15 protein-coding genes and 1 riboswitch are annotated in these 17,177 nt (G+C 67.2%); of the genes, 8 read left to right on the top strand and 7 right to left on the bottom strand.

Annotated elements, in window-relative coordinates:
• The first annotated feature begins 3 nt into the window (after window positions 1-3).
• From ruvB to IB257_RS18200, 3 genes are all read left to right on the top strand, one after another.
• Window positions 4-1,077, top strand: coding sequence for a Holliday junction branch migration DNA helicase RuvB (gene ruvB, locus IB257_RS18210; protein ID WP_054457342.1), 1,074 nt, complete (start codon window positions 4-6; stop codon window positions 1,075-1,077).
• A 109-nt stretch (window positions 1,078-1,186) separates the two neighbouring features.
• Entirely contained in the window at window positions 1,187-2,152 is a 966-nt protein-coding gene (locus tag IB257_RS18205; RefSeq protein WP_054457340.1) for a threo-3-hydroxy-L-aspartate ammonia-lyase, read from the top strand.
• A gap of 102 nt (window positions 2,153-2,254) precedes the next feature.
• Window positions 2,255-3,163 carry a complex I NDUFA9 subunit family protein gene (locus tag IB257_RS18200; RefSeq protein WP_054457338.1) on the top strand — a complete coding sequence of 303 codons (909 nt, stop codon included), beginning with the start codon at window positions 2,255-2,257 and terminating at the stop codon, window positions 3,161-3,163.
• A gap of 7 nt (window positions 3,164-3,170) precedes the next feature.
• On the opposite strand, the gene ruvA is transcribed toward IB257_RS18200, so the two are convergent.
• The 6 genes from ruvA to IB257_RS18170 all read right to left on the bottom strand — a co-directional run bounded on the left by ruvA (window position 3,171) and on the right by IB257_RS18170 (window position 8,692).
• A complete protein-coding gene (gene ruvA, locus IB257_RS18195) occupies window positions 3,171-3,743 on the bottom strand; it encodes a Holliday junction branch migration protein RuvA (protein ID WP_013391723.1) in 573 nt (190 codons plus the stop codon).
• Window positions 3,744-3,868: 125 nt separating this feature from the next.
• The gene (gene ruvC / locus IB257_RS18190; protein WP_054457336.1) at window positions 3,869-4,417 is read right to left on the bottom strand and encodes a crossover junction endodeoxyribonuclease RuvC; all 549 of its coding nucleotides are present in this window, start codon (window positions 4,415-4,417) and stop codon (window positions 3,869-3,871) included.
• The gene (purH, locus tag IB257_RS18185; RefSeq protein ID WP_054457334.1) at window positions 4,417-6,006 is read right to left on the bottom strand and encodes a bifunctional phosphoribosylaminoimidazolecarboxamide formyltransferase/IMP cyclohydrolase; all 1,590 of its coding nucleotides are present in this window, start codon (window positions 6,004-6,006) and stop codon (window positions 4,417-4,419) included. Before purH ends, ruvC begins: the two co-directional genes overlap by 1 nt.
• A gap of 101 nt (window positions 6,007-6,107) precedes the next feature.
• The gene (locus tag IB257_RS18180) at window positions 6,108-6,347 is read right to left on the bottom strand and encodes a helix-turn-helix domain-containing protein (protein ID WP_006217670.1); all 240 of its coding nucleotides are present in this window, start codon (window positions 6,345-6,347) and stop codon (window positions 6,108-6,110) included.
• A 36-nt stretch (window positions 6,348-6,383) separates the two neighbouring features.
• Entirely contained in the window at window positions 6,384-7,409 is a 1,026-nt protein-coding gene (dusB, locus tag IB257_RS18175) for a tRNA dihydrouridine synthase DusB (RefSeq protein ID WP_054457331.1), read from the bottom strand.
• Window positions 7,410-7,522: 113 nt separating this feature from the next.
• Window positions 7,523-8,692 (bottom strand): UbiH/UbiF/VisC/COQ6 family ubiquinone biosynthesis hydroxylase, encoded by a 1,170-nt coding sequence (locus tag IB257_RS18170; protein WP_192492652.1) that lies wholly within the window; start codon window positions 8,690-8,692, stop codon window positions 7,523-7,525.
• A gap of 79 nt (window positions 8,693-8,771) precedes the next feature.
• Between IB257_RS18170 and IB257_RS18165 the strand changes: the two genes are divergently transcribed.
• Entirely contained in the window at window positions 8,772-9,236 is a 465-nt protein-coding gene (locus IB257_RS18165; RefSeq protein ID WP_054457327.1) for a hypothetical protein, read from the top strand.
• Between the two features lie 23 nt (window positions 9,237-9,259).
• On the opposite strand, the gene IB257_RS18160 is transcribed toward IB257_RS18165, so the two are convergent.
• Window positions 9,260-10,603, bottom strand: coding sequence for an aminopeptidase P N-terminal domain-containing protein (locus IB257_RS18160; RefSeq protein WP_192492690.1), 1,344 nt, complete (start codon window positions 10,601-10,603; stop codon window positions 9,260-9,262).
• Between the two features lie 129 nt (window positions 10,604-10,732).
• Window positions 10,733-10,965, top strand: a riboswitch (yybP-ykoY riboswitch).
• A 7-nt stretch (window positions 10,966-10,972) separates the two neighbouring features.
• Here IB257_RS18160 and IB257_RS18155 point away from each other — a divergent pair.
• From IB257_RS18155 to IB257_RS18140, 4 genes are all read left to right on the top strand, one after another.
• Window positions 10,973-11,977: a sodium:calcium antiporter gene (locus IB257_RS18155; RefSeq protein WP_119449695.1), complete on the top strand. Its 1,005-nt coding sequence runs from the start codon at window positions 10,973-10,975 to the stop codon at window positions 11,975-11,977.
• 442 nt (window positions 11,978-12,419) lie between these two features.
• Window positions 12,420-12,773 (top strand): hypothetical protein, encoded by a 354-nt coding sequence (locus IB257_RS18150; RefSeq protein ID WP_054449923.1) that lies wholly within the window; start codon window positions 12,420-12,422, stop codon window positions 12,771-12,773.
• Between the two features lie 421 nt (window positions 12,774-13,194).
• Entirely contained in the window at window positions 13,195-15,993 is a 2,799-nt protein-coding gene (mgtA, locus tag IB257_RS18145; protein ID WP_192492651.1) for a magnesium-translocating P-type ATPase, read from the top strand.
• Window positions 15,994-16,045: 52 nt separating this feature from the next.
• Entirely contained in the window at window positions 16,046-17,149 is a 1,104-nt protein-coding gene (locus IB257_RS18140) for a porin (RefSeq protein WP_054449927.1), read from the top strand.
• The last annotated feature ends 28 nt before the right edge of the window (window positions 17,150-17,177 follow it).

The following is a 17,177-nucleotide window of genomic DNA, read 5'->3' as shown; positions in this document are numbered from 1 at the left end:
ACCATGGCCATCCAGTCCGATTCGCTTTCCTCCCGTCCCGACGCCCCCCGTATCGTGGCGCCGCAGCCGGTCTCGCCCAACGAGGAGTCGATCGAACGCGCCCTGCGGCCCAAGGCGCTGGACGAGTACGTCGGCCAGCAGCGCGCCCGGGAACAGCTGGAGATCTTCATCGCCGCAGCCAGGAAGCGCGGCGAGGCCCTGGATCACGTGCTGCTGTTCGGTCCCCCGGGCCTGGGCAAAACCACGCTGGCCCACATCATTGCGCATGAAATGGGGGTGCAGCTGCGCCAGACCTCCGGTCCGGTGCTGGAACGCCCGGGCGACCTGGCGGCGCTCTTGACCAACCTGGAAAAGAACGACGTCCTGTTCATCGACGAAATCCACCGCTTGTCGCCCGTGGTCGAGGAAATCCTCTATCCGGCGCTGGAGGACTTCCAGATCGACATCCTGATCGGCGAAGGCCCGGCCGCGCGCAGCGTGAAGCTGGACCTGCAGCCCTTCACCCTGGTCGGCGCCACCACCCGCGCCGGCATGCTGACCAACCCCCTGCGCGACCGCTTCGGCATCGTGTCGCGGCTGGAGTTCTACAACGCCGCCGATCTCGGCCACATCGTCACGCGCAGCGCCGGCCTCTTGAACGCCGGCATCACGCCGGACGGCGCGGCGGAAGTCGCGCGCCGCGCCCGCGGCACGCCCCGCATCGCCAACCGGCTGTTGCGCCGGGTGCGCGATTATGCCGAGGTCAAGGCGGGCGGCACCATCGATGCGGACGTCGCGGGCCGCGCGCTGGCCATGCTGGAGGTGGACCCGCAAGGCCTGGACCTGATGGACCGCAAGCTGCTCGAGGCCATCATCCACAAGTTCGACGGCGGTCCCGTCGGCGTGGACAGCCTGGCCGCCGCCATCGGCGAAGAGCGCGACACCATCGAGGACGTGATCGAGCCCTATCTGATCCAGCATGGCTACCTGCAGCGCACGCCGCGCGGCCGCACCGCCACGCTGACCACCTGGCGCCACCTGGGGCTGACCCCGCCCGCCGGCGCCACGGCGGGCTCCGGCGATCTTTTCGGGAAGTAGGCTGCGGGCAAACCGGACCGTGCCCGGGCGCCGGAGGGCGCCCGAAGCCGGCCGCGGGTTTATCATCCGGAGGTTTTGATTATTCTCCGCGATCAAAGGACCCAAGCCCATGCAGCCCGAATTGCCCACCTATGACGACGTCGTGCGCGCCAGCGAGCGCCTGGCCGGCAACGCGCACCGTACGCCCGTACTGACCTCGGCTACCGCCGATGCGATCAGCGGCGCGTCGGTCTTCTTCAAGTGCGAGAACTTCCAGCGCATGGGCGCTTTCAAGTTCCGCGGCGGCTACAACGCCATCGCCCGCCTGACCCCGGAACAGCGCGCCGCCGGCGTGGTCACGTTTTCGTCGGGCAACCACGCGCAGGCCATCGCACTGGCCTCCAAGCTGCAAGGGGTGCAGGCCACCATCATCATGCCGTTGGACGCCCCGGCCGCCAAGCGCGCCGCCACCGAGGGCTATGGCGGCAAGATCGTCACCTATGACCGCTACACCGAGGACCGCGAGGCGATCGCCCGCCGCATCCATGCGGAAACCGGCGCCACCCTGATCCCTCCCTACGATCACGAAGACGTGATCGCCGGCCAGGGCACCGCCGCCAAGGAACTGTTCGAGGAAGTGGGCGAGCTGGACTACCTGTTCGTCTGCCTGGGCGGCGGCGGCCTGCTGTCGGGATCGGCCCTGTCCGCCTACGCGCTGAGCCCGCGCTGCCTGGTCTACGGCGTCGAGCCCGAGGCTGGCAACGACGGCCAGCAGTCCTTGCGCAAAGGCGAAATCGTCCGCATCCCGGCGCCCAAGACCCTGGCCGATGGCGCCGCCACGACGCACCTGGGCAACCTGACCTTCCCGCTCATCCAGAAGCATGTGCGCGACATCGTCACGGTGACGGACGAACAGCTGGTCACCACCATGCGGTTCTTCGCCGAACGCATGAAGATGGTGGTGGAGCCCACCGGCTGCCTGGGCGCGGCCGCCGTCATGCAGAACGTGGTGCCGGTGCGCGGTGCGCGGGTCGGCGTCATCATCAGCGGCGGCAACGTCGACCTTCCGGCCTACGCCAAGCTGCTGGCGGGCTGACCCCCTTCTGGCGGCCCCCTTGCGGGCCGCCGCCGCGCGCTTGCGGTTGTCGCGTGTGCAAGGCAGAATCGGGACTGAATCCTGACGAACAGGGGCTGCGACATGCGTATCCTTGTCATCGGCGGCACCGGTTTCATAGGCCGTCATCTGGTAGCGCGGCTATCCGCGGATCAGCATCAGATCGTCGTGCCCACCCGGCTCCACAGCCGCGGGCGCGACCTGCAGATTCTTCCCACCGTGACCTTGCTCGAAGCCGACGTGCACGACGACGCCACGCTGGACGGCCTGGCGCAGGGCTGCGACGCGGTCATCAACCTGGTGGGCATTCTGCACGGCAACGCCGGCCGGCCTTATGGCTCGGAATTCGCGCGGGCCCACGTGCTGCTGCCGCAGCGCATCGCGCAAGCTTGTCGCCGGCAGGGCGTGCGCAGGCTCATCCACATCAGCGCGCTGGGCGCCGATTCCAACGGCGACAGCATGTACCAGCGCTCCAAGGGCGATGGCGAAGCCGCCATCAAGCAGGAATTCCAGGGCAATCAGGACGGCGGCTGGACCATCTTCCGGCCCTCGGTGGTCTTCGGTCCGGACGACAAGTTCACCAATATGTTCGCCGGGCTGGCGCGGTGGCTGCCGGTGCTGCCGCTGGCCGGTGCGCATGTGCGCATGCAGCCGGTCTACGTGGGCGACGTGGTCGCTGCCATCGTCTCGGCCCTGGGCAATACGCACACCTGCGGCAAGACCTATGAACTGGGCGGACCCCAGGTCTACACCTTGGGCGAGATCGCGCGCCTGTGCGCCGCCTGGAGCGGCCATCCGCGGCCGGTGGTCAGCATGCCGATGGGCGTGGGCCGCATGCAGGCCCGGCTGTTCGAATGCATGCCGGGCACGCCTTTGATGTCGCGCGACAATCTGGATTCCTTGCGCCGCGACAACATCTGCAGCGGGCCGATCGCGCCCGAACTGCACGTGGTGCCGACGGGCCTGGAAGCCGTGGCGCCGCGCTACCTGTAAGCCGGTTTCAGCGCACCAGTGCTTTCAATGCCTGCTTGATGCCGTCGGACACGCCCACGCCTTCGGGCAGCGTCTTCAGCGCCGACAGCGATTCCTTTTCTGAATAGCCCAGCGCCAGCAGCGCGTTCAGGATGTCCGACTGGTTGTCCGGCGCTGCATGCGGCGAGGCGCCGATGTCCGCGCCCAGTTTGCCCCGCATTTCCAGCAGCAGGCGTTCGGCGGTCTTCTTGCCGATGCCGGGCACGCGCGTCAGGCGGCCCGATTCCTGCAGCGTAATGGCCTGCGCCAGGTCAGCCACCGACAACCCCGACAGCACCGACAGCGCGGTGCGCGCGCCGATGCCGCTGACCTTGATCAGTTCGCGGAAAGCGCTGCGTTCGCCTGCCGAAGCGAAGCCGTACAGGATGTGGGCGTCTTCGCGCACCGTCAGGTGCGTGTAGAGCGTGACGCGCGCGCCCGTGTCGGGCAGCGAGTACAGCGTGCTCATGGGTACGTCGATGTCATAGCCCAGACCGCCCACGTCCACGCAGATGGTGGGCGGGAGTTTCTCGATCAGGGTTCCGGTGATGCGTCCGATCATGGTGATGGTGGCCTGGCAATGGTGAGGCCGCTGAATGCGCGGCGGATGCGGGGATTCTATACGCGCGGGCGCGCATGCGGCGGGAACGGGTCCCGCTTCGCGGCAAATCGCGGCGTGCCAGGCGTTCAGCCGATCAGGCGGCCGTTGCGGATGCGGGTCTTGCCGCTCATGCGCAGCGAGGCGCCCAGGCGTTCGAGCTTGTCCTGCAGCGGGCCGGCATGGGCATGGCAGATGGCACAGGCCAGCGCGTCGGCCGAGTCGGGCGCGGGCGCGCCGTCCAGCGACAGCAGGTGCTGCACCATCATCTGCACCTGCTCCTTGGCGGCGCGGCCGGTGCCGACCACGGCTTTCTTGATCTGCAGCGCGGTGTACTCGTGCACGGGCAGCGAACTGTCGGCCAGCGCGCACAGCGCGGCGCCGCGCGCCTGGCCCAGCAGCAGGGTGGAAGCGGGGTTGGTGTTCAGGAAGATGATTTCCAGCGCGGCCACGTCGGGTTGCGTGTCGCGAGCCACCTGGCGCAGATTGTCCAGGATGACCTTGAGGCGTTCGGACAGCGCCAGCGCCGGCGGGACCACGATGGTCCCGCTGGCCACATAGCGCAGCCGCGGGCCGTCGGCATCGATCACACCGAAGCCGGTGCGGCGCAGGCCGGGATCGATGCCGAGGACGCGCATCAGTGGCGGAAGTGGCGGGTGCCGGTCAGCACCATGGCGATGCCGTGCTCGTCGGCTGCGGCAATCACTTCGTCGTCGCGCACGCTGCCGCCCGGCTGGATCACGCAGGTTGCGCCCGCGGCCACCACCACGTCCAGGCCGTCGCGGAACGGGAAGAAGGCGTCCGACGCCACGGCCGAGCCCTTCAGGGTCAGGCCGGCGTTTTCCGCCTTGATCGAGGCGATGCGGGCCGAGTCGATGCGGCTCATCTGGCCGGCGCCCACGCCCAGGGTCATGCCGCCGCCCACGAACACGATGGCGTTGGACTTGACGTACTTGGCGACCTTCCAGGCGAATGCCAGGTCGTTCATTTCGGCTTCGGTGGGCTGGCGCTTGCTGACCACCTTGAGCGCGTCGCGCGGCACGTTGTAGGCGTCCGGGCTCTGCACCAGCCAGCCGCCGCCCACGCGCTTGATGTCGAAGGCGTTCTGGCCCGTGCCCATCGGCACTTCCAGCACGCGCACGTTCTTCTTGGCGGCCAGGATGGCCAGCGCGGCGCCGTCATAGGCGGGAGCCAGCAGCACTTCCAGGAACTGCGCGCTCACGGCTTCGGCCGTGGCGGCGTCGACCGGGCGGTTGAAGGCGATGATGCCGCCGAAGGCCGAGGTCGGGTCGGTCTTGAAGGCTTGCTGGTAGGCGCCCAGCGTGTCGGCCGCGACGGCCACGCCGCAGGGGTTGGCGTGCTTGACGATGACGCAGGCGGGCGCTTCGAAGCTGCGCGCGCATTCCCAGGCGGCGTCCGCGTCCGCAATGTTGTTGTAGGACAGTTCCTTGCCCTGCAGCTGGCGGTAGTTGCCCAGCAGGCCAGCCGGACGCTGCGCGTCCACGTAGAAGGCGGCGGTCTGGTGCGGGTTCTCGCCATAACGCAGGGCCTGTTCCTGCTTGACCTGCAGGGTCAGGGTGCCGGGCCATTCGTTGCGGGCCGGCACGGCTTCCTGCTTGGGCTCGGCTTCGGCCAGGCTGGTCAGGTAGGCGGCGATGGCGCCGTCGTAGGCGGCGGTGTGGGCGTAGACCTTGGAGGCCAGCGCCAGGCGCAGGCCGTAGGAGGTGTTGCCGCCCTTGTCCATTTCGGCCAGCACGCGCGAATAGTCGACGGGGTCGATCACCACCGTCACGCCGCCGGCTTCGGTGCCGTGGTTCTTGGCCGCCGCGCGCAGCATGGCCGGGCCGCCGATGTCGATGTTCTCGACGGCGTCGGCGAAGGTGCAGTCCGGCTTGGCAACGGTTTCGCGGAACGGGTACAGGTTGACCACCAGCATGTCGATGCGGTCGATGCCTGCCGCCTTGATGGTGTCCATGTGCTCGGCGCTGTCGCGGCGCGCCAGCAGGCCGCCGTGGATTTTCGGGTGCAGCGTCTTGACGCGGCCATCGAGAATTTCGGGCGAACCCGTGTGGGCCGCCACTTCGGTGACGGTCAGGCCGGAGTCGGCCAGCAGCTTGGCGGTGCCGCCGGTGGACAGCAGGCGCACGCCGCGCGCAGCCAGGGCGCGGGCAAATTCAACGATGCCGGTCTTGTCGGACACCGAAAGCAGGGCGGTTTCGATTTTCATGGTGAGGGACGGAGTGGGGCGGGAGCGCCTTTCTCGTTCAGGTCGGATGGGAAATCTGGGGGAGCGGGCGGCGCGACGCGCCTGCCGCCCGTGCGCGAAAGCTATACCTGGATATTGTGCGCCAGCAACTTCTTGCGCAGGGTGTTGCGGGTGATGCCCAGCATTTCGGATGCCCGCGACTGGTTGCCGCCCGACCTTTCCAACGCCACTTCAAGCACCGGGCGCTCCACGCAGCGCATCACCATGTCCCACATGTCGTGGGGTTCGGATTCGCCCAAGTCTTCGAAATAGCGCTCCAGGCTGGCGCGCACGCATTCTTCCAGGACATCTTTCTTGCTCATTTGAGTACAGATATTTTTATGTTGGTGTTGAGGCGGTTATGCCGCCAGCAGGGCTTCTGCGACCGGCGCCGGATGGGATCCGCCGTCGCGCGAGATGAGGTCGAACCAGTCCGACACGGCCCGCCACTGGTCGCGGGTGTTGTCGATCAGATTCATGCGGGCGCAGAACGAATCCGCCCCCGGCAGGCCGTCCAGATACCAGCCTATGTGCTTGCGCGCCGTGCGTACGCCGGTGTGCTCGCCGTAAAACCGGTAATGGTCGTCGAGATGTTCGAGCAGCAGCTCGCGCATTTCCCCATAGGAGGGAGGGGCCAGTGTTTCGCCCGTGCGCAGGTAGTGGTCGATTTCGCGGAAAATCCAGGGACGGCCTTGGGCCGCCCGGCCGATCATGACCGCGTCGGCGCCAGTGTAATCCAGGACGTGCCGGGCTTTTTCGGGCGTAGTGATATCTCCGTTGGCGACAACGGGGATTTTCAGCTCGGCCTTGACGGCGCGGATAGTGTCATATTCCGCCTCGCCCGTATAGAGGTCGGCGCGGGTGCGGCCATGCAGGGTCAGGGCGGCGATGCCGGCGTTTTCGGCCATTTTCGCCACCCGCAGGGCATTGCGGCTTTCGCGGTCCCAGCCCGTGCGGGTCTTCAGGGTCACCGGCACGTCCAGCGGCGCGCAGGCGGATACCACCGCGTCCAGGATGCGGGCGATCTGGTCTTCATGGCGCAAGAGCGCCGACCCGGAGGCCACGTTGCAGACTTTCTTGACCGGGCAGCCCATGTTGATGTCGATGATCCGGGCGCCCTTGCTGGCGTTGAACACCGCCGCCTCCGCCATCATGGCAGGGTCGGCGCCGGCAATCTGCACCGAAATGGGGGCGATCTCGCCGTCATGGTTCAGGCGGCGGGAGGTTTTGACGCTATCCCACAGCTTGGGGTTGCTCGCGGCCATTTCCGAGACGGCATAGCCCGCCCCCAGCTTCTTGCAAAGCTGGCGGAAAGGACGGTCCGTCACGCCCGCCATGGGCGCGACCAGCACGTTGTTGGGAAGGGTCCATTGACCTATGCGCATGCTCACATTTTAACCGGCTCGTTCGCGCCCTCTTTGTCACCTGGAGAACAATTCGTAACAAAGGAAGGCGAAAGCAGACAACCGCCCCATTATCGGGGGCGGATAGGAAGAGTTCAGGCGCGGAAACCTTGCAGCAGATGCTGCGCCAGCGGCGCGCGCAGCGGAGAGGCCAGATCCATCCCCAATAAGGCCAGACCACAGGCGTGCTCCACCGGCGCCAGGCCGGTCGAGAAGATGCGGGGCATCAGATCGGTCAGGCCGGCGGTGATGAAGCGGTCCACGTGGCGCGCTCCGGCGAACTCCGCCAGGGCGGAGCCGGGATTGACCTCCGGGTGAGCCAGCCAGCCGCCCAGCGTCTGGGCCAGGCGGGCTGCGTCGCGCAGGCCCAGGTTCAGGCCCTGGCCTGCGACCGGATGCAGGGTTTGCGCGGCATTGCCGATGGCCGCCACGCGGCCGTGCACCTGGGCGCGGCGGGCGCTGAGCGCCAGCGGAAAGACATGCCGGGGCGCCTGGCTGGAAAGCCGTCCCAGGCGGTCGCCGAAGGCGACGGACAGCGCCCGCGAAAACGCGGCATTATCCAGTGCCGCCAGTTCGGCCGCGCGCTCGGGCGCGCTGCACCAGACCACCGAATAGGCGTCCGGGGTCTGCGGATGCGGCAGCAGCGCCAGCGGGCCCTCGGCGGTGAAGCGCTCCCAGGCCCAGCCGCGGCGGGGCAGGGTGGCGTGCGCCGTGGTCAGCACCGCATGCTGGTCGTAGTCGCGGCGCACGTCGACCGCGCCCGCGCCGTCGGATTGCACCGCCACCCGGCACAGCAGCGTCGTGTCGCCTTGTTCGATGCGCACGCCGTCCGCGTCCTGCATGCCGATCCGGGCGGGCGGGCCCGGCAGCACGGTGACGCCGCAGGCGGCCACGCATTCGTCCAGCTTGGCATGCAGGCCGGAATAGGCGACCACGCTGCCCAGTTGCGGCACGCCGAAATCGGTGTTCTGGATCAGGGTCCGGCCCAGCCGGCCGCGTTGCGACACATGGATGTTGCGGATGTCGGCCGAGCGTTCGGGCCAGGCATGCAGCGGCTCCAGCAGCACCCGGCTGCCGTGGTTCATGGCCAGCACGCGGGGATCCGTGGCGGGCGCCGCCGCCGACGGCGCGACCGGGGCGGGCGCGCTGGCGGCAAGCAGCGCGATGCGCGCGGGGTCGGGCGCCACGCGCGCCAGCATCAGGGCCAGCACGCGGCCCACCGGGCCCGCGCCTAGAATCGCTATGTCGAAGGCGGATGAAGTCATGCCCGGATTTTAACCGTCCACTACAATCCGCAGCAGCCGGCGCGTCTTGGCGCCGTGGTCCTCTTTCCGGTCGATCGACATGACGCAGCTACAGGCCTCATCCCCGTTGTCCGCAGCTTCCGCCCGCCGCCCGCGCGGCAAGGTCGCGGTCGGGCTGCTGGCCTGCCTGTTCGGGGCGGTGGGGGCGCATTGGTGGTATCTGGGGCGCCGCCACGCCTGGCTGGTGACCGCGTACACGCTGATCAGCCTGTTCTGTGCCGTCAGCTTCTACCCTGTCTGGTACGACAACCCCGCCTTCTTCCTGGTGTTCATACCCATGGTCGACGGGTTCATCGAGAGCGCGGTGTTCTCGTTGATGCCGGACGAGAAATTCGACCGCCTCTACAACGACGGATTGGGCCGGCCGACCCAGACCGGCTGGGGGCCGGTGCTGGTTGCGATCCTGGCCTGCCTGGTCGGCGCCATCGTGTCCATGTTCGCCATCGCCATGGTGGTGGTCTACACCTGGATCGCCATGGGCTGGCTCGACGGCTACGTCTTTTAGCGCGGATCTGGCGCGCCGCCAGCCTACTCGCGCATCAGCGCTTCGATCTCGCCGGCCTGCACCGGCACGCCGCGGGTGATGAGTTCACAGCCTTCGTCCGTGACCAGCGCGTCGTCTTCGGTGCGGATGCCGATGTTCCAGTAGGCCTCGGGCACGTCGTCAGCGGGCCGCACGTAGATGCCGGGCTCGATCGTCAGCATCATTCCCGGTTCCAGCTTGCGCCAGGGGCGTTCGGCGCCGTGGGCCGGGCCGGGCTGGCGGTAGTCGCCCACGTCGTGCACGTCCAGGCCCAGCCAGTGGCCGGTGCGGTGCATGTAGAAGCGGCTGTAGTCGCCGGATTCCAGCACCCCGTCCAGCGAGCCTTTCAAGAGTTTCAGGTCCAGCATGCCCTGCGCCAGCACGCGCAGGGCGGCCTGATGGCCGTCGTTGAAGCTGCGGCCGGGCGCCGTGGCCTGGGCGGCGGCATCCTGCGCGGCCACCGTCAGGTCGTACAGCGCGCGCTGCGGACCGCTGTAGCGGCCGTTCACCGGGAACGTACGGGTGATGTCGCTGGCGTAGCTGTCGACCTCGCAGCCTGCGTCGATCAGCACCAGGTCGCCGTCGCGCAACACGGCTTCGCCGGCCGGGTAGTGCAGCACGCAGGCATTGGCGCCGGCGGCCACGATGCTGTTGTAGGCCACCGATTGCGCGCCGTGGCGGCGGAACTCGTACAGCAGTTCGGCTTCGATCTCGTATTCCCGCATGCCGGCGCGGGCGACGCGCATGGCGCGCACGTGGGCGCCGGCGGAGATCTTGGCCGCGCGCCGCATGGCCGCGATTTCCGTGGCGTCCTTGATCAGCCGCATCTCGGCCAGCAGCGGCCGGATGTCCTGTTGGCGCGAAGGCGGCGCATGGCCGCCGCGGCCGGCCTCGCGCGCCGCGGCCAGCCAGCGGTGCAGGCGCCCGTCGCTGCGCTTGTCGCCCGCCAGTGGAGCGTACAAGGTGGCATGGTCCTGCAGCAGCGCAGGCATCAGTTCGTCCAGCGCATCGAGCGGATGGGCGTCGTCGAAGCCGAAATGCGCGGCAGCCGCCTCGGGGCCGAAGCGCTTGCCCTCCCATATTTCATGTTCGATGTGGCGGGGGCGGCAGAAGAGCAGGGCGCGGTCGGTCGCACCGGCGGTCAGCACCAGCCAGGCGCCGGGTTCGGTGAAGCCGGTCAGGTAGAAGAAGTCGCTGTCGTGCCGGTATGGATATTCCGCGTCGCGGTTGCGCGTGGCTTCCGGGGCGGTCGCCAGTATGGCGATGCCGCCGCCCTCCGCGCGCATCTGCGCCATCAGGCGTTGGCGCCGCGCGGCGTAAGGGGCGATGTCGTCGGGAGGCAGGCTCATGGCGGACTGGGGCGCGAACCCCGGCAGGGTGAGGATGCCGTTTACTTTACCTGCCATCCCCTGCTTGCGACAGCCCGCAAGGGGCGCACTGAATTCGCTGGACCGCGCAGGCCAAGCTGCTACAATCGCCGCTCTGTCATTGGGGAGTAGCCATCCTTTGTCCCCACAAAGGAGCTAGCGTCAACAGACTTGGTGGTTCAGCGCTGCGCAGCAGCCGCTAGAACTCCATGGCGCTAGTAGCGGTATCCATGCACGGCGGCACCCGCCGCATGGATCAGCCAGGCGAGACCTTTGGCCGCGTTGCGTTCACCCCAGCCGGGCGAGCCGCGACGTCGCGCCAATTGGTTTCTGCTCGTCCGGCTCGCCCATATGTTTCTCACCCTGTTCCTGTTTTTCCTGTCAGCGGCAGTGATCTACTTCGCCTGCGAGTTCTTCGTGAACGGCGTCGAATGGGTCGGCCATCGCTTCCAGCTTGGCGCCACCGCCACCGGCACCGTGCTGGCCGCGTTCGGTACGGCCTTGCCGGAAAGTGCCGTGACCTTCATGGCTGTCGTGTTTGGCGAGACCCCCGAGCAAAAAGACATAGGCGTCGGTGCCGCCATGGGCGGCCCGCTGGTGCTGGCGACGCTGGCGTATGCGGTGGTTGGCCTGGCTCTGTGGCGCTCGCGCCGCGGGCGGGCCACGCAGGCGGACTGTATCAACGCGGACCAGCGCCGGCTGGCCCGCGACCAGGCCTGGTTCATGGGCATCTTCATCTTCAAGGTGGGCCTGGGCCTGCTGGCCTTTGCCTGGAAGCCCTGGTTGGGCATCCTGTTCCTGGCCACGTACGGCCTTTACGTCAAGCGCGAGCTCAGCAACGACGAGGAGAGCCTGGACAGCGAGGACCTCGAACCGCTGAAGCTGCGCCCGCGCGACGAGGATCCGAGCATGTTCTGGGCAGTCACGCAGACGGTGCTGGCCCTGGTCGTGATCGCCGGGGCATCGCATGTGTTCGTGAACCAGATCGAGTTGCTGGGCGTGGCGATGGGCGCATCGCCTCATGTGGCCGCGCTGTTGCTGGCGCCGGTGGCGACCGAGCTGCCGGAAATCATGAACGCGCTGATCTGGGTGCGCCAGGGCAAGGAACGGCTGGCGCTGGCCAATATTTCGGGCGCCATGATGATTCAGGCGACCATCCCAAGCGCGCTGGGTATCTTCATGACGCCCTGGCTACTGGACGGTCCCCTGCTCGCGGCAGGCCTGTTCACGATGCTGTCGATCGGCCTGCTGTGGCTCCGTTTCCGCCGCTCGGCCATGAGCGTGCCGGCGTTGTCGGCCGTGGGGGGCCTGTATGCCGTGTTCGCAGCCTATCTGGGCTGGCATTTCTACGTCTAACGGCGTTTGGTGCGCGGGGCTTGGGGCCCCGCGCTTTTTTTCCGCATTCAGGCTCGATTTAGCGCCAAAAGCCTTGTCCATAAGTGGAAACCCGCGTAAAATCTTGCCCGTTATCCATCCCAGGAGCAGTCTTCGTGAATACCGATTCCGGCGAAAGTTGTCGATCTTGCATCGACGTCGCTGTTTAACAGGTCCACGCAGAACTCCGTCTGCCGCAGCCTGTTGAACAGGTTGCGGTTGTATCCCAAGCTCCAGGCGCAAGCCAGGGCAATCGCGCAAGCCAGCGGCTTGCCGGGAAACTCCCCAACATAAACCGCCAGAACCGCCGCTTCAGCCGCAGCGTCAGCGTTCGCGCACGTTTTTCTCGTGCCTGTCCGCCAAGCGCAGCGCGCATGCGCGCGTATTCGCGATCACGCTCCCCATTCTTGCAATGGAGGTCGTTATGCGTTTCTTCGACTTGTTCCTACGCCGCGCCGGCGTGGACCGCGCCACCGCCCTAGGCCGCCGCCGCGGCACTTCGCGCCTGACGGTCATCTGTCCGCGCGACGAGCTGGGCGCCTTGCGCAAGCAGATCTGCCTGGACTTCAGCGCCGCCGGCCTGGACGTCTCGCAAGTGCAGATCGACCAGGGCCGGGATCCTGGCATGGCATCCGCCTGCATCACCGTCAATTGCCCCCCGGAGCTGCGGGGCGAACTGATGTCGCAGGCGCGCCGCCTGAGCGCCAATCCCGCCGTGCGCCACGTGCATTTCGGCACCCAGACCACGACGCCGGCCGCGCAGGCCGCGCTGGCCTGAAGCCGTCCTTTCTTCCACAGGAGAGATCATGCCCAGTGCCTTAGACCCCGAGCCTCGATTGCGCCCAGTGCGCGGCGCCGGCATGCCTGTCTGACCTGTCTCCTCGCTGCGAGCCGACAGGCAGGATAGTCATCCTGGCCCGTACGGAGTCCGCAGCCAAGAATCACCGGCCTGGCCCACGTCGCGTGCGCCTCTGCCGCCGGCACCGATTCCTCCGCTAGCTCCCATCCGTTTTCCGCACCCGGCGCATTTCATGCGATCCGGATACCGGCAACATTGCCCCGGCGCCTGCGCACGCCTGTACGCGGCGGTTTGACGGCTTTCTGCGCGAAAGCCGCGGACCGCTGCTGCCCGCGCGCAGCCAGCAGAGGGCAGGGTCGTCCGTGTCTCCAACAACTACACGTACAACCGGAGCACTCCGATGTTCAAGTTTCTCAAGTCCTTCTTCACGTCGGCGGCGGGCCTGCGCCATAGCGCCAGACACTTCCGCCGTTCGCCCATGCCGGAACGCGGCGTCGCGACCGCCGCGGCGTCTTCCGACACCGCGCGCCATGCCAACCGCCAGATGCTGGACCTGTCGCGCATGGGCTTCGGCGCCCTGTTCGCCCTGTTCGGCAGCAGCCGCGGCGGGCTGTTCGAGGCCCAGGCCCAGACCGCGCGCGAACGCTACGGCGCCAACGAGGTCGACCACGAAAAGCCGCTCTCCTGGTACACGCATCTGTGGCTGTCCTATCGCAATCCGTTCAACCTGCTTCTGACCGCGCTGGCGGCGCTGTCCTGGCTCACCGACGTGCGCATGGCCGTGCCGGACGACCAGTCCTGGACGGCGGTATTCATCATCGGCGCCATGGTGCTCATCTCCACCGTGCTGCGGTTTGCGCAGGAACAGCGCTCCAGCCGCGCCGCCGAGGCGCTCAAGGCCATGGTGCAGAACACCGCCACCGTGCTGCGCAGCGACCCGGCGACCCAGGCCGAGGGCGATGCCCGCCGCTATTTCGGCGTGGCGCTGCATGTCAGCGGCTCGCGCCAGATCGAGGTGCCGCTGGCGGAGCTGGTGCCGGGCGACGTGGTGCTGCTGTCCGCGGGCGACATGATTCCTGCCGACTGCCGCATCCTGAATGCCAAGGACCTGTTCATCGCTCAGGCCGCGCTGACGGGCGAATCGCTGCCTGTCGAAAAGTACGCCACGCAGCGCAGCGAGACCGCCAACGCGCTGGAACTTGAGAACGTGGCGTTCATGGGTACCAACGTGGTCAGCGGCTCGGGCAGCGCCCTGGTGGTCGCCACGGGCTCGCGCAGCTACTTCGGCCAATTGGCCGGGCGCGTCACGCAGACCAGCCGCGCGCCGACCCAGTTCCAGCAGGGCATCAACCGCGTGAGTTGGGTGCTGATCCGTTTCATGCTGGTCATGGCGCCCATCGTCATGCTGATCAACGGCTTTACCAAGGGCGACTGGATGGAGGCGCTGCTGTTCGCGCTGGCCATCGCCGTGGGCCTGACGCCCGAAATGCTGCCCATGATCGTCACGGCCACCCTGGCCAAGGGCGCCGTGCGCATGTCGCGCCGCAAGGTCGTGGTCAAGCGGCTGGACGCGATCCAGAATCTGGGCGCGATGAACGTGCTGTGCACGGACAAGACCGGCACCCTGACCCAGGACCGCATCGTGCTGGAGCGCCACACCGACGTCTACGGCGCCAGCAGCGACGACGTGCTGGCCTACGCCTATCTCAACAGCTACTACCAGACCGGTTTGAAGAACCTGCTGGATGTGGCGGTGCTGCAGCACGCCGAAGTCGAGCGCAAGCTGGATCTGGCGGCAAAGTACCGCAAGGTCGACGAGATACCCTTCGACTTTTCCCGGCGCCGCATGTCGGTCGTGGTCAACGAAACCGAGAATGGCCGCGAGCATCACGAATTGATCTGCAAGGGCGCGCTGGAGGAGATGCTGGCGGTCTGCACCCGCCTGCGCGTGGGCCACGAAGAGCATCTGCTGACCGATGCCCGCCGGGCCGACATCCGCCGGGTGACGGCGGACTTGAATCGCGACGGCCTGCGCGTCATCGCGGTGGGCGTCAAGGAAATGCCGCCCACCCAGCAAACCTACGGCGTGGCCGACGAGTCCGATCTGGTGCTGGTCGGATACATGGCCTTCCTGGATCCTCCCAAGGAATCCACCGCCCCCGCGCTCAAGGCGCTCAAGGATTCCGGCATCGAAGTGAAGGTGCTGACCGGCGACGTGGAGCTGGTGACGCAGAAGGTCTGCCGCGAGGTCGATTTCGAGGTGCGCAAGGTCTATCTGGGCGCCGATATCGAGGCAATGGACGAGGCGCAACTGGCCGCCGCCGTGCGCGAGGCCAATGTGTTCGCGCGGCTCACGCCGGCCCACAAGGAGCGCATTGTGCGCAGCCTCAGGGCCCAGGGAAACACCGTGGGCTTCATGGGCGACGGCATCAACGACGCGCCAGCCCTGCGGGCGGCCGACGTGGGCATCTCGGTGGATTCGGCGGTCGATATTTCCAAAGAGGCTGCGGACATCATCCTGCTGGAAAAGAGCCTGATGGTGCTGGAGGACGGCGTCATCGAAGGTCGCAAGACCTTCTGCAACATGCTCAAGTACCTGAAGATGACGGCCAGCTCGAACTTCGGCAATGTCTTCTCGGTCCTGGTCGCCAGCGCCTTTCTGCCGTTTCTGCCGATGCTGCCCATCCACCTGCTGGTGCAGAACTTGATGTACGACATTTCCCAGACCGCAATCCCGTTCGACAATGTCGACGAAGAATTGTTGAAGAAGCCCCAGCAGTGGGACCCTGACGGCCTGGGTCGCTTCATGGTGTTTTTCGGTCCGATCAGCTCCCTGTTCGACATCGCCACCTATGCGCTCATGTGGTACGTTTTCCAGGCCAATACGCCGGAACACCAGACGCTATTCCAGTCGGGCTGGTTCGTCGAAGGATTGTTGTCGCAGACGCTCATCGTCCATATGATCCGCACACGCAAGATCCCGTTCCTGCAAAGCCGCGCCGCGTGGCCGCTGATGGGCATGACCCTGCTGGTGGTGACGATGGGGTTGCTGCTGCCGTTTTCGCCCTTGGCCGAGTACCTCCAGCTGCAGCCGCTGCCGTTGAGCTACTTCCCCTGGCTTGTCGGCATCCTGTTGGCTTATTGCACGCTGACGCAGTTCCTGAAGGGAATCTGGGTCCGCCGCTACGGCTGGCAATAAGTAGATGAGGCCCGCGGCGGGCGCAAGCCCGCCGCGCGATCAGGAGAAACACATGAGAATCGCTACTTTTGCCGCGCTGATGGCAGTGGGCCTGGCCCTTCCCTTGGCGGGGCGCTGCGCCGAGACCGGGCAGGGGCTGACGCTGTACGGGGTGGTGGACGCGGGGCTGGCCGTCACCTCGGTCTCGGGGCAGGGCAGCCACAGCGGGCTGCTCAACGGCGGATTGACCGATACCCTGTGGGGCATGACGGGGGCGGAAGACATGGGCGGGGGCTGGAGCGCCAGGTTCCAGCTGGAAAGCGGCTTCGATCCCTCGTCGGGCAAGCGGGCCGACGACGACCGCTACTTCAATTACGCCGCCTGGGTCGGCCTGGGGCATGACAGCTTCGGCGACCTGCGGTTGGGGCGCCAGCACACCATAGGCCAGGTCTACGGCAATTCCCTGGAAATCGCGTCCTGGAAGGAAATGGGCATGGGTGCCACCTTCAAGGCGTCCGACAACTACCAGCTCAGCAACCTGGTCAATTACTACACGCCGGTATGGCAGGGCTTCCAGGCAGGCATCGGCTATTCCTTCGACGCCGACGACCGCAGCCAGTTCAAAACAGCCAACAACAACCGCGCGCTCAGTCTCGGCCTGAAATATGAGGATGGACCCTTGCTGGCGGTCGCCACCTGGGACCAGCTGCGCCTGGCCGACGCGCCGCCGGGCAGCAACGGACGGCCGCAAGCGGTCCAGCTGGGCGCTTCCTATGACTTCGAGGTGCTGAAGCTGTCCCTGGCATGGTCGCGCCAGCGCAACGGCGATGTCGGGCTGGACGGGGGCGATCCCGACGGACTGGGCATGGGCCTGGGACCGGCTGCCTTCGTGCGCGGCGGCACGGTCGATGCCTGGCTGGTCGGGGCCAGCGTGCCGGTCGGGCCTGGCGCCGTGCTGGTGCAATGGTCGCTGGCCCATCCGGACTGGCATTGGGACAACGGCATGACGGCGCGCAATGCGCAGGTGATGACGCTGGGCTATACCTACAGCCTGTCCCCGCGCACGACGCTCTATGCCTTCGCCGGCTATGCGTCGAACTACACGCTGGACGACCAGTTCGATCCTGCCCATTCCCACACCACGCGGGTGGGCACGGGCATTTCGCACCGTTTCTGAGCGCCGGGGCAGGGCGGGCCGGGGTCAA

It is taken from the genome of Achromobacter sp. ACM03 (genome assembly GCF_014851665.1).
Classification (GTDB): domain Bacteria; phylum Pseudomonadota; class Gammaproteobacteria; order Burkholderiales; family Burkholderiaceae_B; genus Achromobacter; species Achromobacter aegrifaciens.
This window is presented reverse-complemented; position numbering and strand designations above follow the sequence as displayed.